Genomic DNA, 16,046 nt, shown 5'->3' with positions numbered 1-16,046 from the left:
GGAAATGGATGGTGCTTCATGGATATAGAGAACGGGATGGCGGCGTCGATCCGGGCCGCCGCAGCACAGATCGATTCCACCGCCGTGGCGCTGATGCCGTCTGCGGCGGACGATGGCTTGGCGGGGCGCGCCGTGAACGGGGGGTTCCTGGCGGCCATGCAGGCGGCGGTGCGCCGCGTCGATGGCAAGGAGCAGGCGGCGGCCGATCTGGTGGCGGATGTCGACAGCGGGCGCAGCGACGACATGGTAGGTGCCATGCTGGCCAGCCAGGAGGCCAGCCTGTCGTTCTCGATGCTCATGCAGGCGCGCAACAAGATCGTCGGCGCGGTGGATGAAGTCATCAAGCTGCAGGTGTAGCCATGGCACGACGGATCTCCATTGACATGAAGGGGCTGGCATGGCGGCGTTGAACTCCATGCTGTCGCACCTGCGGCCTGCGGCCATGGTGCCGCGGCTGCCGCCGGGCCTGATGAAGAGCATGGTGCCGCTGTTGGTGCTGGCCGTGGCGTTGACGGCCCTGGCGCTCATGTACCTGTGGCGCGACCAGTCTGCATACAAGCCTGTTTTCGGTGCGCGTGAAAAAGTCGCGGCGGCCGACATGATGGCCACGCTGGACGCCGAAGGCATTCCGTACCGCGTGCATCCAGACAGCGGCCAGGTGCTGGTGCCTGAATCCATGCTCGGCAAGACCCGCATGCTGCTGGCGGCCAAGGGCGTCACAGCCCGTCTGCCCGCGGGGCTGGAGCTGATGGATCGCAACGACCCGCTGGGCGTAAGCCAGTTCGTGCAGGACGTGCGGTTCCGGCGCGGCCTGGAGGGCGAACTGGCGCAAAGCATCATGTCGCTCGACGCGGTGGACGCCGCGCGCGTGCATCTCGCCATCGCGCGCTCGTCATCGTTCGTCACGATGGATGGTGAGAAAAGTTCGGCCTCGGTGGTGCTGGGCCTCAAGCCGGGGCGTTCGCTGGAGCAGGAGCAGATCGCAGCCATCATCAACATGGTGGCGGGCAGCGTGGCCAGCATGGAGCCGCAGCGCGTGAGCGTGGTCGACCAGGCCGGGCACCTGCTGTCCGCGCGCGTGGATCTGACCGATGGCTTCGAGGCGGGGCAGGGCGGCGAGGCCGGTCGGCGCTATGAAGAGCAGACGCGCCAGAACATCCGCGATCTGCTTGCCCCCGTGTTGGGCGAAGGCAACTTCAAGGCCAGTGTCACCGCCGACGTGAACAACGACCGCGTGCAGGAAACGCGCGAGCAGTATGGCGACACGCCGCGCGTCACCAACGAAGCCACGCGCGAGGAACTGGCCCGCGACCAGATCGCGCTCGGCGTGCCGGGTTCGCTGAGCAACCGTCCCGTGAACGTATCCGCCCCCAACCCCGCGAACGCCGCCGCGAATGCGGCGAACAACCCCCAGGCGGGAAATGTCGCGGTGCCGCCCGAGGCGAACACGGCCCAGAAGAATGCCACGACGCGCCAGTTCTCCTACGACCGCACGGTCACGCAGATCAAGCGCAGCCGCGGGCGGCTCAACAAGATGAACGTGGCCGTGGTGCTCAACAACGCCGCCGCGCCCGGCGGCGGCGCCTGGACTGCGGCACAGATTGCGGATGTCGAACGCCTGCTGCAGGGCGGCCTGGGCATCGACGCGCAGCGCGGCGACAGCCTCGTCGTGTCGGCGATGGCGTTTCCCGCGGTGCCTGCGCTCGTGCCCTGGTGGCAGCGGCGCGACAACATCGTTGACGCCGCCGCATGGCTGGGATATGTGCTGGCGGCACTCCTGGCCTTCCTTTTCATCGCGCGGCCCCTGGTGAAGCTGGCCCAGCAGCGCTGGACGCCGATCCCCGGGATGGCGTCCGCAGACAGGCCGCCGTTGCCCGTGCCGGGCGTAGCGGCGGCGCTGCCTGCGGGTCTGGGCATTACGGCACAGGGCGCAGGTGTTGCGCCGCTGCTTGAGAACTACGAGTTGCCGCCGCCGGGCTCACCGGTGGACGTGATGGTGGAGCACCTGCGCGTGCTGTCCATCAAGGAGTCGGAGCGCGTGGCCGAAGTGGTCAAACAGTGGGTACAGAAAAATGCCTGACGACAACTTTGCGGAAAGCCCGCCCATTCCCGACGGCAACAACCTGAGCCCGCTGGAGCAGGCGGCCATCGTGCTGCTGAGCATGGGCGAGGAGCCTGCCGCCGCCGTGCTGCGCTGCCTGTCGCGCGACGAACTGTTGAAGGTCACCCAGGTGATGTCGCGCATGAGCGGCATCAAGGTAGAAACGGTCAAGACGGCGCTGCAGTGTTTCTTCGACGACTACCGGGAGCAAAGCGGCGTGCATGGCGCGTCGCGCTCCTACCTGAAGAAGTCACTCGACCTGGCGCTGGGCAATGACATCGCCGAGAGCGTACTCAACAGCATCTATGGCGACGCCATCCGGCCCAAGATGGCGCGGCTGCAGTGGTCATCGCCCAAATGGCTGGCCGAGCGGCTGGTGCATGAGCACGTGCGCATGCAGGCGGTGTTCATGGTCTTCCTGCCGCCGGCCATGGCGAGCAGCCTGCTGGATGCGCTCCCGACCGAGGGGCGGGACCTGCTGCTCTACCACGTGGCGCACCTGAAGGAGGTGGACCACGAATTGCTGGTCGAACTCGACGAACTCGTGGACCGCTGCCTGGAGACGCTGGGCCTGCAGGGCACCAGCGTGGAAGGCGTGCGCCACGTGGCCGAGATACTCAACCGCCTGCCTGGCAATCGGCAGGAAGTTATCGAACAACTGCGCGCGCGCGATCCCAAGGTTGTGTCGGAGATCGAGGTCAGCATGTACGACTTCTTCATCCTCTCGCGCCAGTCCGAGGCCGTCATCACACGCATCATCGAGCAGGTGCCCATGGAGCAATGGGCCATTGCGCTCAAGGGTGCCGAGCCTGCCATCCGCAACGCGATCCTGCAGTCCATGCCACGGCGGCAGGCCCAGGCGTTCGAGGACACGCTGCGCCGCACCGGCCCCATGCCGCGCAGCCGCATCGAGCAGGCGCGCGAGGAGATCATGGCCGAGGTGAAGGCGCTGGCCGATGCCGGCGAGATCGAGGTGCAGCTCTTTGCCGAGGCGGTCGTCGAATGAAGCAGCCGCTGCGTCCGCACCGTTTTCCGCCCCTGGAGCGCCTGGCGTCCGGTGCGGACGGCATCGCGGGGTCATCCCATGCCGACGGCTTCCAGCGCGGCATGGAGCGCGGCTACCATGACGGCTATGCCAGCGGCGTGGATGCTGCGCGCGCGCAAGGCCATGCGCAGGGGCTCCATGACGGCAGGGCGCAGGGCTTGCGGGAAGGTCGTGCCGAGGCGCAGGCCGCGTTTGAGGAACTGGCCGCGCCCATCGATGCCATGCGTACGAGCCTGGCGGCGCAGCAGCAGGATTTCGAGGCAGCCTTGCGCAAGGAGGTGGTCGATCTGGTGGCCAAGGTCGCGCGCCAGGTCATCCGTTGCGAGCTGGCTTTGCAGCCGGTGCAGATACTGGCTCTGGTGGACGAGACGCTGGCGACCATGCCGCCCACGTCGCAGCGCATCGAGGTGTTCATGAACCCGGGCGATCTGCAGCGCATCAAGGACATCGCGCCGGAGCGCGTGTGCAATTGGGAGTTGGTACCCGATGCGCGTCTCGAATCGGGCGAATGCCGGGTGAAGGCCGGGCATCGCGAGGCCGATGCAGGCTGCAGCCAGCGCTTGGTGGCCTGCATGGAGCAAATCAACAACCAGTTGCAGGAATCCCCCGCGACATCCGGCGAACCCACGCCGGATACCAAGCCGGAAGCCGCGCCGCCCATGCATACCGCGGCCGATTCGGCCCGCCAGCCCGCCGTGCACGAGGAGGTGGCGCAATGATCGGTGCCGTCATTCGCCGGCTCGACCTGGCTGCGGTGCCCGTGGCCACGCCCACTGGGCGCCTCGTGGGTGCGTCGGGGCTGCTGCTCGAAAGCGTGGGCTGTCCGCTATACACGGGACAGCGCTGCAGCATCGAAACCGCGTCCGGCGAATGGATCGACGCGCAGGTGGTGGGCTTTCGCGAGGAGGTGTCCTTCCTCATGCCGCTGAAGAAGGCCGATGGCCTGTCCACCGGCGCCCGCGTGCTGCCGCAGCAGGCGCGCGGCGACTTGCGCATCGGCCCGCAATGGCTGGGGCGCGTGGTCAATGGACTGGGCGAGCCCGTGGACGGGTTGGGTCGCCTGGGCGGCGACCATGCCCTGGACATCCAGCCGCGCCGCGTGGACCCTTTGCGCAAGGCACCTGTGCGCGACACGCTGGACGTGGGCGTGCGCGCCATCAACAGCCTGCTGACGCTGGGCCGTGGGCAGCGCGTGGGTCTGATGGCCGGCAGCGGCGTGGGCAAGAGCGTGCTGCTGGGTCTGATCACCCGCCAGACGGTCGCGGACGTGGTGGTGGTAGGACTGATCGGCGAGCGCAGCCGCGAGGTGCGCGAATTCATCGACATGTCGCTGGGACCCGAAGGCTTGCGCCGCGCCGTCGTCGTGATCGCACCGGCGGATGAATCACCCCTCATGCGCCTGCGCGCCACCGAGCTGTGCCATGCGATTGCCGCCTACTACCGCGACCAGAGCCGGCATGTGCTGCTGCTGGTGGATTCGCTCACGCGCTATGCCATGGCCCGCCGCGAGGTCGCTCTGGCGCTGGGCGAGCCGCCGGCCACGCGCGGCTATCCGCCGTCGGTCTTCAGCATCCTGCCGCAACTCGTGGAAAGCGCCGGCAATGGCGAGAACCCGCAGGGCAGCATGAGCGCCATCTACACCGTGCTGGCCGAGGGCGACGACCAGCAGGACCCGGTGGTCGATACGGCCCGGGCCATCCTGGACGGCCACATCGTCATGTCGCGCGCCCTGGCCGAGCGCGGGCACTACCCCGCCATCGACGTGGCAGCGTCGGTCAGCCGGTGCATGGCGCAGGTGGCCGACCCGGCGCACCAGCGCGCCGCGCGTGAATTGCGCGAGCTTTCCTCCCGCTATGCCCAGGTGCGCGACCTGCTGCCGCTGGGCGCTTACGTGCCCGGCACCGACCCGGCCACGGACAGGGCCGTGCGGCTCTATCCCCGCATCGAGGCGTTCCTGTGCCAGGGCGTGCGCGAAGCGGCTCCCCTGGATCGCACCGTGGCCCAGCTCCAGGAGCTGTTGGCCTCCGAAGGAGCCACCGCATGAACGACCAGAACCGGTTTTTCGGCCTGAGCCGCTTGGTGGACTTGCGCGAGCGCGAAGTCGATCGGCTGCAGGCCGACTTGGCAGGCAAGCGGGCCATGCGCGACCGCTACCGCACCAACATAGAGCGCATCGAGCAGATGGCGCACGAAAGCGGTGCCAGCGGTAGCCTGCCGCTGGCCCTGTCTGCCAACTGCGGCGACTACAAGCAGGCGATGCTCGACATGGCGGACAGCCATCGCCAGGATCTCGGGGCGCACGAGGCCGAAACGGCGACCGCGCAGCATGCGCTGGCCGCTGCGGCCCGGCGCAAGGAAGTGCTCGGCCTGGTGCTGGCCCAGCGGCAGAAGGATGCGCAGCAGGCCAGCGCCGTCCGGCAGCGCAAGCAGGACGACGATCTGGCCTCCCAGGTGTGGTGGAGGGGGCGGAAATGACGAAATTTCAGCCCGGTGCCATTTTGGTCGCTTTGATGAAAGTCCATTTCATCTTGCGTCATCAAGGAGTCCACCATGGTTACTACCACTAGCAGTATCGATCCCGGAGCCCAGGCAACGGCCCTGGCAACGGCCTATGCCCATCCTGCGCAGGCGCTGCTGGATTCGCAGACAAAGTCCGCGCAGGCGGAATCGAGCGCGCTGAGCAAGCTGGGCTCCGCTCTCAGCGCCTTCGACGCCGCAGTGGCCACGCTGTCGGGCAAGAAGGGGCTGACGCAGAACACCGCCAGCTTTTCCGGCGCGAACGTGGGCACGGCCACCGCCACGCCCAGCGCGCAGCCGGGCAGCTATGAGTTCTTCGTGGAGCAGACTGCCGCTGCGCACCAGATATCGTTCGACGACCTGCCCGCCGTGCCCGTCGCATTGGGCGGTCCGCTGGTCGTGCAACTGGCCGACGGCAGCAGCTTCGTGGTGGACCTGAACGTTGCCGATGGCAACAACGATGGTTCCATCTCCCAGGCCGAGATCGCGCGCGCCATCAACCAGGCCAACGGCAACCAGGGCAAGGTGTCGGCCACCGTGGTCAACACCGGTAGCCAGACTAAGCTCGTGCTCACCGCCGGCAGCACCGGTGTGGACAGCCAGATCACCATCGATGCGAGCGGCCTGGCCGACGGCGCGCTGAAGGATGCCCTGAGCGCCATGCCCGTCACGCTGGTTGCGGCCCGCAACGCCAAGGTGTGGTTCGGGGCCCAGGGAACCGGGACACTCATGGAGCAGGCGTCCAACACGTTCACGTCCGTGCCCGGCGTGGCCATGACGTTCACGCAGGCGCAGGCCGCGGGAGATGCGCCGGTCACCCTCAATGTAGCGGCGGACAAGGATGCCACGGCTGCCAACGTGCAGGGCTTCGTCGATGCCTACAACACGCTCAAGAAAGTGCTCGACGACCTGACCAAGGTCGGCGACGCCAGCAGCGGCACGCAGTCGGCGGTCTTCGCGTCGGATGCCAGCGTACGTGCGCTGCGCAGCCGCCTGAACCAGATCGTGCGGCAGGATTTCGGCGGCACCAGCCTCATTGGCCTGGGCGTCAGCGCCGACCGCAACGGCAACCTGTTGCTCGACAAGACCAAGTTGCAAAGCAAGCTCGATGCCGACCCGGAATTGCTGGACAAGGTATTCGGCAGCGCCAGCCTGACGGCCAGCAGCGGCTTGCTGGGCGCCATGGACACCTACATGAACAACTGGCTCGACACCACCAATGGACAGATCGCGCGCCGCCAGCAGACGGTGCAGACGCAGCAGAGGTCGCTCACTGCACGGCAAACGCGCTTGAGCGACCAGTACGACCTCATGTACCAGCGCTACCTCAAGCAGTTCAGCCAGTTGCAGACCTTGACGGCACAGATGGAACAGACTTCGTCGAGCCTGTCCGCATCCCTCGTCGGCAACTAGGCACCACATCCACCCATTCGGCTCGCCGGCCACCACCATGATCGCTTCCCAAGACGCTTACGACAGCTACCACACTGTGAACCTCAGCGCGCAGGCATCCCAGGCTTCGCCGGTGCAACTCGTGCTGCTGCTGACCGACGGCTTGCTTGAAGAGTTGGTGCGCGCCAAGGCCCATATCGAGGCCCGCCGCTATGAGTTGAAGGCCCGCAGCCTCGATCGCTGTGTCGACATCCTCAACGGCCTGGCCGGCGCGCTGGACATGGATTCGGGGGAAGACGTGGTGCACAGCCTGGGCCAGATATACGACTACTGCGCAGACCGCTTGTGCCAGGCCGGACTCACGCTCGACGCGGGCAAGGTGGACGAGGTCATCCGTCTCATCGCCACCTTGCGGCAGGGCTGGCAGGGCATGCAGGCGCGGCTGGGCTGAGGTCATGGCATGGAAGACCGATCGCCCCGCCTGCTCGCTATCGCCGCGCACCTTGCGCGCTGTGCCGAGTCGGGCGCATGGAGCGACCTGCGCGAAGCCGATGCGCAGCTCATGCAACTGTCCGCTGCCGGCGCGTGGCAGCGTCACGAACGGCCGGCGTTGCTGGCAGCGTGGCGCGCGCACGACCATGCGCTGCAGCGCTGCCGCGATGAGGCTGCGCGGCTGGGCACGCGGCTGCAAGACCTGGCCACCTACAAGGACGGCTGGATGGCCTATGCGCTGGAACACGACGACGGAAGAGAGGACCTAGGATGAAACACCCCCGCGCTCATCGCTTCGCGTACCGCCACTTTCCAAGGGGTCGTTCTGTGCCTTTCGGGCGGATGGGCGGGTACTGACATGGCCGCTCTAGCAGCCATGCCGTCCGCTGCGGCCATGCCGGTAGCAGGCGCGGCGGCAACGCCCGACCAGCCTTCGGCCGACCAGCCCTCGCCCGGCATGCCTGGCGCGTCAGGCGATGCCATGGTGGTTTTCGTCGATGCCCTGCAGTACGCGATGGGCCTGGCCGAGGCTCCCGCGCCACCGCTGTCCAGCGTCGGCATCGACACCGGCGTGGTCTCCGATGGCCACGTGCCGTCAACGGATGATGAGCATGCCGATGCCGCAGTCGATGCTGAAAACAAGGCGCCCGACAGCCATGCCGACGGCCTGCTGGCGGGCAACGAGCTTCTTTCCGCGCTGTCGCCGCCGTTGGCGGCCGTGCTGGCTGCATGGCAGGCCGAGCGGTCAAGCGCATCGCTGCCTGTGGCGGGACAAGGCAGCGGCGAGGCGGCTGCCGTTGCCGCCGTGCAGGATGCCGTTCCCGGACGGGCGCAGGCACCAGTGTCGTCGCAGGCGCCCCGCGTGGCGTTGGGCATGGCTGCTGCGGTGCCGCAATTGTTCACGGCGGGTACCGAGCCGCCGCTACGCACCGCTGCCGAGGCCGCGCAGCCGGAGCTCACGTTGCCGCATGCGGACGGACATATGCGGAAGATGGATGCTGCGCTGGGCGAAACCGTTTCCCAGTGGGCCAAGGGCCAGGGGAAGAACGATGCGATGCCTGCGGCGCAGTTCGTGGCCGCGTCTTCTGCCGACGCTTCCACCATGGGGGTGCCGCCGGCTGCGGCGCCCGCCGACAACGCAGCGGCGGCATCCTCAGGCAAGGTGGCGCAGGCAGGTGCGCAGCAGCATGCCACTGCGCTCGTCGAAGCGCTGGGCGACCGTATCAAGCTGCAAGTAAACCAAGGCAGCGAGCGGGCGGTGATACGCCTGGATCCGCCGATGATGGGACGCCTGGAGATCATGGTGCGGCACGAGGGGGGCACGCTGCAGGTGCAGCTCACGGCCTCGCACGGCGATGTTGCGCGCCAGCTCCAGGCGGTCAGCGACACCATGCGTCAGGATCTGACTCAGCGCCATTTCGGCGATGTGTCGGTGGTCGTCGCCCATGGCGGCGAGCGCGAGCCTGGCGGGCGTCAGCGCCAGGGCGAATCGGGTCGCCCTTCCGAAGAGACCCCCGGCAAGGCGCTCGCTGAGGCCGAGGACGGCGCTGCGCCGAAATCCTTCTTCACGCTCGCATGACGGCCCGGAGCCCCATCATGAGAAAAAGACGCTTCCTTCCCATCCTGGCATTTGTCGCCGGCGGCGTGTGCTTGGCGGCGGCGGGTGCCGGCGGCGCGTGGTGGCTGCTGCGCGCGCAGCCCGGCGCGGAGTCGGCAGCGGTTGCTGTGCAGGAAAAGCCTGAAAAGGTGGTGCTGCACGATGCGAAATACGTGAGCCTAGACAAAGTCATCGTCATGCTGCGCAGCCGTCCGGGCGAGCCGCTTTCGCACTACCTGGCGATCGATCTGGTGTTCAGGACCGCTGTGAAATCGGAAAAAACGGTTCGCGAGCAATTGCCGCTGCTGCGCAGCATCGCGGTGCGCTTCCTGTCCACCTACACCATGGAGCAAGCCGGCATGATCTCGGTGGACGACCTCACCACCGCCATCAATGGCGCCTACGCCCAGAGCTACGCGCAGGACGAGGCACCCATGCCGTTCAGCGACGTGATGATCGGCAAGCTCGTCATCGAATGAGCAACGCGATGCACACCGCTTATGCCGAGATCAGCAGTGTCGCCGCCGTGGCCTATGACATGGCCGACGAGCAGCGCCATCTGCTGGCCTACGTACCGTTGGTCAAGCGGGTGGTGCGGCAACTCCATGCCCAGGTGGGCGGAGCAGTCGATCGCGAGGACATGGAGCAGATAGGCCTCATTGGCCTGCTGGAGGCGCTGCGCCGCTACGGCGTGCCCGACGAGCGCTTCGGCGCCTATGCCGCGATGCGCGTGCGCGGCGCCATCCTCGACGAGTTGCGCCGCCAGGACTGGCGCCCGCGCGCCGTGCGGCAGGAAAGCCACAGGATGCGCGACGCCGTGCGCGAGTTCCGGCGCAAGCTGGGGCGAGAACCGTCCGAGGCCGAGATCGTGAGCGCCCTGGGCGTGACTTCCGCAGCCTACCAGGAATACCTGCTGGCGGAAAACGCCGAACAGCTCGCAAGCTTCGATGAACTGGTCTACGAACTCAGCAACATGCCTTCGGACATGCAGTCGCCCGAGGCGCAGATGATCGCGCGGCGCAGCCTGGAGCAGGCGCTCTCCGTGCTCGATGTACGCGAGCAGCGCGTGATCCAGCTGTACTACGAGTTCGACCTGAACTTCAAGGAGATCGCCGCCGTGCTAGACCTGACCGAGGCGCGCATCTGTCAACTCAACAAAGGGGCCTTGCGCAAGATGCGCGAGTTCCTGCAAGCCCACTGAAATCTACTGGACCTACGCCATGCAAGCACTCTTCGGCATCTTCATCGTCCTGGCATGCGTCTTCGGCGGTTTCATGTTCGGCGGCGGTTCGTTCCTTGTCATCTGGCAGCCCGTGGAACTGGTCATCATCATCGGTGCCGGCGTCGGCGCGCTGGTGGTGGGCAACCCGAAGCACGTGCTCAGCGAGATGAAGCTGCAGGTGCGCAAGGTAGTCACGGGGCGCAAGATCGATTCCGAATTCCAGCGCCAGTTGCTGCTGCTGATGTACGAATTGCTGCAGACCGCATCCGGCGGCCTGAAGGCGCTAGACGCGCACGTAGAGGCGCCCCACGAAAGCGAGTTGTTCAAGCGCTACCCGCTGATTCTGGGCGAGCCCAAGCTGCTGGCTTTCATCGTGGACAACTTCCGCCTTATGGCCATGGGCAAGATCAGCGCCCACGAACTCGAAGGCGTGCTTGAGCAGGAACTGGGTGCCATCCACGATGAAATGCTCCAGCCCTCCAAGTCGCTGCACCGGATCGCGGAGGCCATGCCGGGCTTCGGCATCATGGCCGCGGTGCTTGGCATCGTGATGGCCATGCATACGGTCGCTCAGGGTGCCACATCCGGCGAAATCGCCGAGCATGTGGCGGCGGCCATGGTGGGTACCTTTCTTGGCGTGTTTTTCTGCTACGGCCTGCTCGACCCGCTCAGCAGCAAGATGAAGCAGGTCGTGACCGAAGAGATGAGCGCACTCGAATCGGTCAAGGTCGTGCTGGTGACCCATGTCGCGGGCAAACCACCGCTGTTGGCCATCGACGCTGGTCGCCGGCTGGTCCAGCTCAACATCAAGCCCAGCTTCGCCAAGCTTGAAGGCTGGATCGACAAGCTGCGCGCGGGCGAGAGCGAGCCCACGCCCACGCCCACGCCGCAGCAGCGAGCAGGAGACAGACGTGTCCAGCAAGCCTGACGCCAAGCAGAACGACGCCACCGTCGTCAAGCGCGCCGGTGCGCGGCACGACGAGGAAGAGCACGGCGGCGCGTGGAAAGTCGCGTTCGCGGACTTCTGCCTGGCCCTGCTGTGCTTGTTCCTCGTGCTGTGGCTCATGGCCGCGCGGCAGACAGAGTCCCTGCAGGAGGTACTGCGCTCCTATGGTGGCAGTCTTATCGACGAGGGTAGCGGTCACATGGCTGAGAGCATGGGTGGGCCGCGCGGCAGCCTGATCGACCGCCTGCCGCTGCCGGTCAACGGCGACACCCAGGCCGAGCAGCGTGTGCGTGCCAACAGCGCCAAGATCATCGAAGAGGACGACCAGGGCATCCATCTGAGCAAGACGCGCCTGGAAACGCGTGCCGATCTGCAGGAACTGGCCGACGTGCTGGAACGTCTGGGCGACAGGGCGGGCCTGGCGGGCCATGTGCAGACCGTGGTCACGCCCTACGGCCTGCGCGTGATGCTGCACGACACCGAAAAGCAGGGCATGTTCCAGCTCGGCAGCAGCGTGCCCAGCACGGCTTTCCGCGACCTGCTGCGCAAGATGGGCCCCTTGTTCGCCCAGATCGAGAATCAGATGCTGGTGGTGGGCCACACTGATTCGCTGCAGTACGCGGGCGGCGAACTGGCGGGCTTCTCCAACTGGACGCTGTCGATGAACCGCGCCATGGCCGCGCGCACGGAACTCATGGCGGGCGGCATGTCCGCCCGCAGCGTGCTGCAGGTGGTGGGAATGGCCGATCGCGCGCTGCTGGACGCATCCAACAGCCGCGCTGCGGCCAACCGACGCATTGAGCTGCTGATTCTGGCGCCTTCGCAGGCCAAGGCCATCGCCGACATGTTCGGCGCACCCGAAACCACGACGCCACTGTTGCCCGGCGTCGGGATGAACCAGCCTCCCATCGACCGCGACGAGTTGAAGGCCCTGAGCCAGCAAATCCAGCCCAGCGACAGGAGCACGCCCCATGCAAATTGACTATGTCCTGTCTTTTGGCACCACGCGTCAACTTGCCATGCGGTGACCCATGCAAACGCGACCACGAGGCCCTCGAATGCGCATTACCTCCACATCCGGTCCGGAACTCCATCCCGCCGCGCAGGCAGCGGATGCCGGCCATGCCACGGCGCCCGCGCCGACTGCCGCCGAGAAGACCGAGATTCACTCTGCGGTGCTGCAGCCCGCGCGCGCGGCATTGGCTGATATGCCCGCGGTGGACGCAGCCCGTGTGGCGGAGATACGCGATGCGCTGGCGCGCGGCGAACTGCCCTTCGACGCATCGCGCCTTGCCGCGCTGGTGATGCGCTACCACGGGAGCAGCCGATGAATGAGCGCCAGCGCAGCGTGGCGCGCCTCATGGAAGGCGTGCGTGCCGACGTGGACGACTACCATGAACTGCGCAGCATGCTGTCGGCGCAGTTCGGCGCCGCGTTGCGCCACGAGACCCTGGTGCTGACCGATCTGGCCGAGCGCATCGTGGCGCTGACGGGCCGCCTGGAAGAGCGGCGCGAGGAGCGGATGGCGCTGGCCCGGTTCCTCATGGGCAGCGGGCTGCCTGCGGCCATGCCGCTGCTGCTGGAGGCGCTGCCGCGTACCGCCCGCGAGGCGCTGGAAGCGTGGTGGGGCGTTCTGGAAGACCTCGTGAACGAATGCAAGGCCCAGAACATGCGCAACTGCCGCCTGATGGTGGAACAGCACGAGATCATGCAGCGCGTGCTGGATATGGAGGTGGATATCTATGCTCCGGGCTGAAGCACTCCAGGCCGGCGCCGCGTTCGCCAGCGAGATGCAGCGCATTGCCTTGCCGCTGCAGGTGGCGCCTGCACAGGATTTTGGCGCGCTTTACTCGCAGGTGCAGGCGGAAGTTCACCGCTTCATCCAGTCGGGGCAGGACGATGCGGGCACACTGTCCGCGTGGTCCATGCGCGCGGAGGCCCGTGCCCTGCGCGCGCGCATGACAGAGCCCGTGTCCGCCGTGTCCGCAACGGCTGAAAGCATAGATGTCGCATCTGCCACCCGGCGCGGCGAGTTTCTGGACCGTATCGCGCCATGGGCGCGCGAGGCTGCACAAAGCCTGGGCGTGGCGCCCGAGATCGTGGTGGCCCACGCGGCACTGGAGTCGGGCTGGGGTCAGCGCCCGCTGCGCGAGACGGGCAGTGGCGACGATACGCACAACTACTTCGGCATCAAGGCCGGCGGTGGCTGGATGGGCGGGGTTGCCGAATCGCTGACGACCGAGTTCGAGGATGGCGCCGCACTGAAGAAGACCGAGAGCTTTCGCAGCTACCCTGACGATGCGAGTGCCTTCCGAGACTATGCCCGCCTGCTGCTGAACAACCCGGGCTATCGCGGCGCGCTACAGACGGGCGCCGATGCGCAGGCCTTCGCCGCGGGCTTGGTGCGCGGCGGCTATGCGACCGACCCCGACTACGCCGCGAAGTTCGTGCGCGTGGCGCGACAGTTGCAGGCGTCCTCGCGCGCTCAGTTGGCCGATTGAGAGGAAGAAGGCATGGACGAATCCACCGGCTCCACCGCTGCTTCCCCCGTCACACGGGCCTGGATGGTCTTGCCGCTGCTTGCGTTGCGCACGCGCACCACATCGCCCAGTGCGCCGGCATCCAAGGCTTCGCCGCTGCCGTCCACCTCCACGCCGCCGCGCCGGACCGAGATGCGTACGGCCTGTCCGCGCTTGACCAGCACCGAGGCTTCGAGGAACCGCGCCATCACCACCTGGCCGGCGCGCAGCGACCTGCGGCTGGACTTGCCGGCGACCGCGTCGATGTCCGAAGTCGCGTCGTCGAGGCTGTCGAGGGAACGGGACGCCACGTCCAGGTCGGCTGCCGCGATGGCCTTGCGCGCCGCGATGGGGCCGGCGGCCACCACCACATCGGCGGTGGCATCCGCGCGCACCTTCAACTCCTGCCGCCAGGCATGGCCCGTGTCGGTGCAGGCCACGGCCATGCGCATGCGGCTCATGCGGCGCATGTCGATGCCGTCGACCGCCAGCGGCGATCTGCAGTCCTCGAACGGCGCAGCGGCGCCGAGCAGCGTCAGCTCGAAGGCCGCGTTGTCGAGCTTTCGGGCCTGGGCCTGCCCGGCCAGGAACTGCTGCAGCGCCTTGGCGATTGCCGGGGGCAGCGCCTGCGGCGGCTGTGGCTGCGCGGCTACGCAGGCCAGTGGCAGCGCCGCTGCCAGCCCTGCCGCGAATTTCACACCGTGCATCCACCTGATGAAAGGAAAGCGCATGAGCATCGACTTCCACAAAGCCCTGGGGGTCCATCAGGATACCCTCAGATTGCGGGCCGAACGCACCAAGGTACTGGCCTCCAACATCGCCAACGAAAGCACGCCGGGCTACCAGGCGCGCGACATCGACTTCGGCGCCGTGCTGCAGAGCGTGCAGGCCGATGATGGCGCCGCCGGCCTGGCTTTCGAGTCCGGCGACGCGGATCTTCAGTACCGCGTGCCCTACCACCCGAGCCGCGACGGCAACACGGTGGAACTGGGCATGGAGCAGGCGGCTTTTTCGCAGAACGCCTCGGAGTTCCAGGCCAGCCTGACTTTCGTGAACATGAAGCTCAAGGGCCTGGCCAAGGCCATTGTGGGGCAGTGACCATGGCATTCCGCAGCATCGCCCAGATCGCAGGCTCGGCCATGGCGGCCGAGACCGTGCGCCTCAACACCGTGGCCAGCAATCTGGCCAACGCCCAGTCGGCCTCGGGAACCGAGGCCGCCGCCTACCGCGCGCGCAAGCCGGTGTTCGCGTCGGTGTTCAGCACCGACGGCATGGGCTCGGGCCAACTGCCCGGGGCCAGCGTGCAGGTGCTCGACGTGGTGGAAAGCACCGAGCCCGTGCGCCGCGCCTATGAGCCCGACAACCCCTTGGCCAATGCCGATGGCGAGGTGTTCTACCCCAACGTGAATCCGGTGGCCGAGATGACCGACATGATGGCCGCGTCGCGCGCCTTCGAGACCAATGTCGAGGTGCTGGGCCGCGTCAAGTCAATGCAACAGGCGCTGCTGCGCCTTGGAGAGGGCTGAAACCATGGAAACCACCGCTTCTACAGCTTCGCAGTCCAGCCAGGCTGCTGCGGACGCGTCCACCGTCGCCGCCAACGGCGCGGCGGGCATGTCCGACATGTTCCTGAAACTGCTCGTGGCACAGATCCAGAACCAGAACCCGCTGGAGCCGAGCGACCCGAGCGAGTTCGTCACTCAGCTCAACGCACTGAGCCAGACTGAGGCGCTGCAGAAGTTGGTGAGCCAGAACAGCGCCGTCACCGGCATGCTCAACAACCTGCAGGTGCTGGCGCTGGGCGGCCAGATGGGCTCCACCGTGTCGGTCACAAGTTCCTCGGTGCAGTTGGCGGACCAGCCCGTCGACGGCAGCGTGGTGCTCGACAGCAATACGTCGGAACTGAGCCTCGTGCTCACGGGCGTCGACGGCATGCCGCGCCGCACTTCGCTCGGGCCGCATGCGGCGGGCGCGGCGCATTTCACCATCGACCCGGTGGCGCTGGGCCTGCCTGCGGGCAGCTACGGCGTGCGTCTGGAAACCGACAGCGGCAAGACCCTGACGGCAGAGTTCAGCGGCCAGGTCTCGGGGGTGCGTTTCGCCGCCGACGGCAGCCCGCTGATCGACGTGGCTGCGATAGGCACGGTCACGTCGGCGGACATCACCGGCTTCCTGGGCCGCGCCAATTGATTCTTCTTCTCCACCCTTTGCGTTG

At 67.1% G+C, this 16,046-nt stretch carries 21 protein-coding genes; 20 read left to right on the top strand and 1 reads right to left on the bottom strand.

Features of this window, described 5'->3' with window-relative positions; genetic code table 11:
- Nucleotides 1–24 precede the first annotated feature (24 nt).
- From fliE to PY257_RS03240, 17 genes are all read left to right on the top strand, one after another.
- A complete protein-coding gene (fliE, locus tag PY257_RS03320; protein WP_472924718.1) occupies nucleotides 25–357 on the top strand; it encodes a flagellar hook-basal body complex protein FliE in 333 nt (110 codons plus the stop codon).
- Between the two features lie 40 nt (nucleotides 358–397).
- Entirely contained in the window at nucleotides 398–2,080 is a 1,683-nt protein-coding gene (gene fliF, locus PY257_RS03315) for a flagellar basal-body MS-ring/collar protein FliF (RefSeq protein WP_275738719.1), read from the top strand.
- A complete protein-coding gene (locus PY257_RS03310; RefSeq protein ID WP_275738717.1) occupies nucleotides 2,073–3,107 on the top strand; it encodes a flagellar motor switch protein FliG in 1,035 nt (344 codons plus the stop codon). Before fliF ends, PY257_RS03310 begins: the two co-directional genes overlap by 8 nt.
- Nucleotides 3,104–3,865, top strand: a complete 762-nt coding sequence (gene fliH / locus PY257_RS03305; RefSeq protein WP_275738715.1) for a flagellar assembly protein FliH — start codon at nucleotides 3,104–3,106, stop codon at nucleotides 3,863–3,865. Before PY257_RS03310 ends, fliH begins: the two co-directional genes overlap by 4 nt.
- Entirely contained in the window at nucleotides 3,862–5,190 is a 1,329-nt protein-coding gene (fliI, locus tag PY257_RS03300) for a flagellar protein export ATPase FliI (RefSeq protein ID WP_275738713.1), read from the top strand. The genes fliH and fliI overlap by 4 nt, the downstream gene beginning before the upstream one ends.
- A complete protein-coding gene (fliJ, locus tag PY257_RS03295) occupies nucleotides 5,187–5,621 on the top strand; it encodes a flagellar export protein FliJ (RefSeq protein ID WP_275738711.1) in 435 nt (144 codons plus the stop codon). The genes fliI and fliJ overlap by 4 nt, the downstream gene beginning before the upstream one ends.
- A 75-nt stretch (nucleotides 5,622–5,696) precedes the next feature.
- The gene (gene fliD, locus PY257_RS03290) at nucleotides 5,697–7,076 is read left to right on the top strand and encodes a flagellar filament capping protein FliD (protein WP_275738710.1); all 1,380 of its coding nucleotides are present in this window, start codon (nucleotides 5,697–5,699) and stop codon (nucleotides 7,074–7,076) included.
- A 37-nt stretch (nucleotides 7,077–7,113) separates the two neighbouring features.
- A complete protein-coding gene (gene fliS / locus PY257_RS03285; RefSeq protein WP_275738709.1) occupies nucleotides 7,114–7,506 on the top strand; it encodes a flagellar export chaperone FliS in 393 nt (130 codons plus the stop codon).
- 9 nt (nucleotides 7,507–7,515) lie between these two features.
- Nucleotides 7,516–7,821 carry a hypothetical protein gene (locus PY257_RS03280; protein ID WP_275738707.1) on the top strand — a complete coding sequence of 102 codons (306 nt, stop codon included), beginning with the start codon at nucleotides 7,516–7,518 and terminating at the stop codon, nucleotides 7,819–7,821.
- Nucleotides 7,822–7,905: 84 nt separating this feature from the next.
- The gene (locus PY257_RS03275) at nucleotides 7,906–9,126 is read left to right on the top strand and encodes a flagellar hook-length control protein FliK (RefSeq protein WP_275738705.1); all 1,221 of its coding nucleotides are present in this window, start codon (nucleotides 7,906–7,908) and stop codon (nucleotides 9,124–9,126) included.
- Between the two features lie 17 nt (nucleotides 9,127–9,143).
- Entirely contained in the window at nucleotides 9,144–9,623 is a 480-nt protein-coding gene (locus PY257_RS03270) for a flagellar basal body-associated FliL family protein (RefSeq protein WP_275738703.1), read from the top strand.
- An 8-nt stretch (nucleotides 9,624–9,631) separates the two neighbouring features.
- Nucleotides 9,632–10,345 carry an RNA polymerase sigma factor FliA gene (gene fliA / locus PY257_RS03265; protein WP_275738701.1) on the top strand — a complete coding sequence of 238 codons (714 nt, stop codon included), beginning with the start codon at nucleotides 9,632–9,634 and terminating at the stop codon, nucleotides 10,343–10,345.
- 19 nt (nucleotides 10,346–10,364) lie between these two features.
- A complete protein-coding gene (motA, locus tag PY257_RS03260; protein ID WP_275738699.1) occupies nucleotides 10,365–11,294 on the top strand; it encodes a flagellar motor stator protein MotA in 930 nt (309 codons plus the stop codon).
- On the top strand, nucleotides 11,278–12,294 hold the full coding sequence (locus PY257_RS03255; protein WP_275738697.1) for a flagellar motor protein MotB: 1,017 nt from the start codon (nucleotides 11,278–11,280) through the stop codon (nucleotides 12,292–12,294). The genes motA and PY257_RS03255 overlap by 17 nt, the downstream gene beginning before the upstream one ends.
- Nucleotides 12,295–12,370: 76 nt before the next feature.
- Complete coding sequence (gene flgM / locus PY257_RS03250) at nucleotides 12,371–12,643, top strand: flagellar biosynthesis anti-sigma factor FlgM (protein ID WP_275738695.1); 273 nt, start codon at nucleotides 12,371–12,373, stop codon at nucleotides 12,641–12,643.
- Nucleotides 12,640–13,068 carry a flagellar export chaperone FlgN gene (flgN, locus tag PY257_RS03245; RefSeq protein WP_275738693.1) on the top strand — a complete coding sequence of 143 codons (429 nt, stop codon included), beginning with the start codon at nucleotides 12,640–12,642 and terminating at the stop codon, nucleotides 13,066–13,068. Before flgM ends, flgN begins: the two co-directional genes overlap by 4 nt.
- On the top strand, nucleotides 13,055–13,813 hold the full coding sequence (locus PY257_RS03240) for a glycoside hydrolase family 73 protein (protein WP_275738691.1): 759 nt from the start codon (nucleotides 13,055–13,057) through the stop codon (nucleotides 13,811–13,813). The genes flgN and PY257_RS03240 overlap by 14 nt, the downstream gene beginning before the upstream one ends.
- Here PY257_RS03240 and flgA read toward each other — a convergent pair.
- Nucleotides 13,798–14,529, bottom strand: a complete 732-nt coding sequence (gene flgA, locus PY257_RS03235; RefSeq protein ID WP_275738689.1) for a flagellar basal body P-ring formation chaperone FlgA — start codon at nucleotides 14,527–14,529, stop codon at nucleotides 13,798–13,800. The two genes, PY257_RS03240 and flgA, sit on opposite strands and share 16 nt — an antisense overlap.
- A 31-nt stretch (nucleotides 14,530–14,560) precedes the next feature.
- Between flgA and flgB the strand changes: the two genes are divergently transcribed.
- From flgB to PY257_RS03220, 3 genes are read left to right on the top strand one after another with little or no spacing between them, the layout of a single operon-like run.
- The gene (flgB, locus tag PY257_RS03230; protein ID WP_275738687.1) at nucleotides 14,561–14,929 is read left to right on the top strand and encodes a flagellar basal body rod protein FlgB; all 369 of its coding nucleotides are present in this window, start codon (nucleotides 14,561–14,563) and stop codon (nucleotides 14,927–14,929) included.
- A gap of 2 nt (nucleotides 14,930–14,931) precedes the next feature.
- Entirely contained in the window at nucleotides 14,932–15,357 is a 426-nt protein-coding gene (gene flgC / locus PY257_RS03225) for a flagellar basal body rod protein FlgC (protein ID WP_275738685.1), read from the top strand.
- Nucleotides 15,358–15,361: 4 nt separating this feature from the next.
- The gene (locus PY257_RS03220) at nucleotides 15,362–16,021 is read left to right on the top strand and encodes a flagellar hook capping FlgD N-terminal domain-containing protein (RefSeq protein ID WP_275738683.1); all 660 of its coding nucleotides are present in this window, start codon (nucleotides 15,362–15,364) and stop codon (nucleotides 16,019–16,021) included.
- Nucleotides 16,022–16,046 lie beyond the last annotated feature (25 nt).

The sequence above is a fragment of the Curvibacter soli genome, from assembly GCF_029211125.1.
GTDB lineage: Bacteria > Pseudomonadota > Gammaproteobacteria > Burkholderiales > Burkholderiaceae_C > Curvibacter_A > Curvibacter_A soli.
This window is presented reverse-complemented; position numbering and strand designations above follow the sequence as displayed.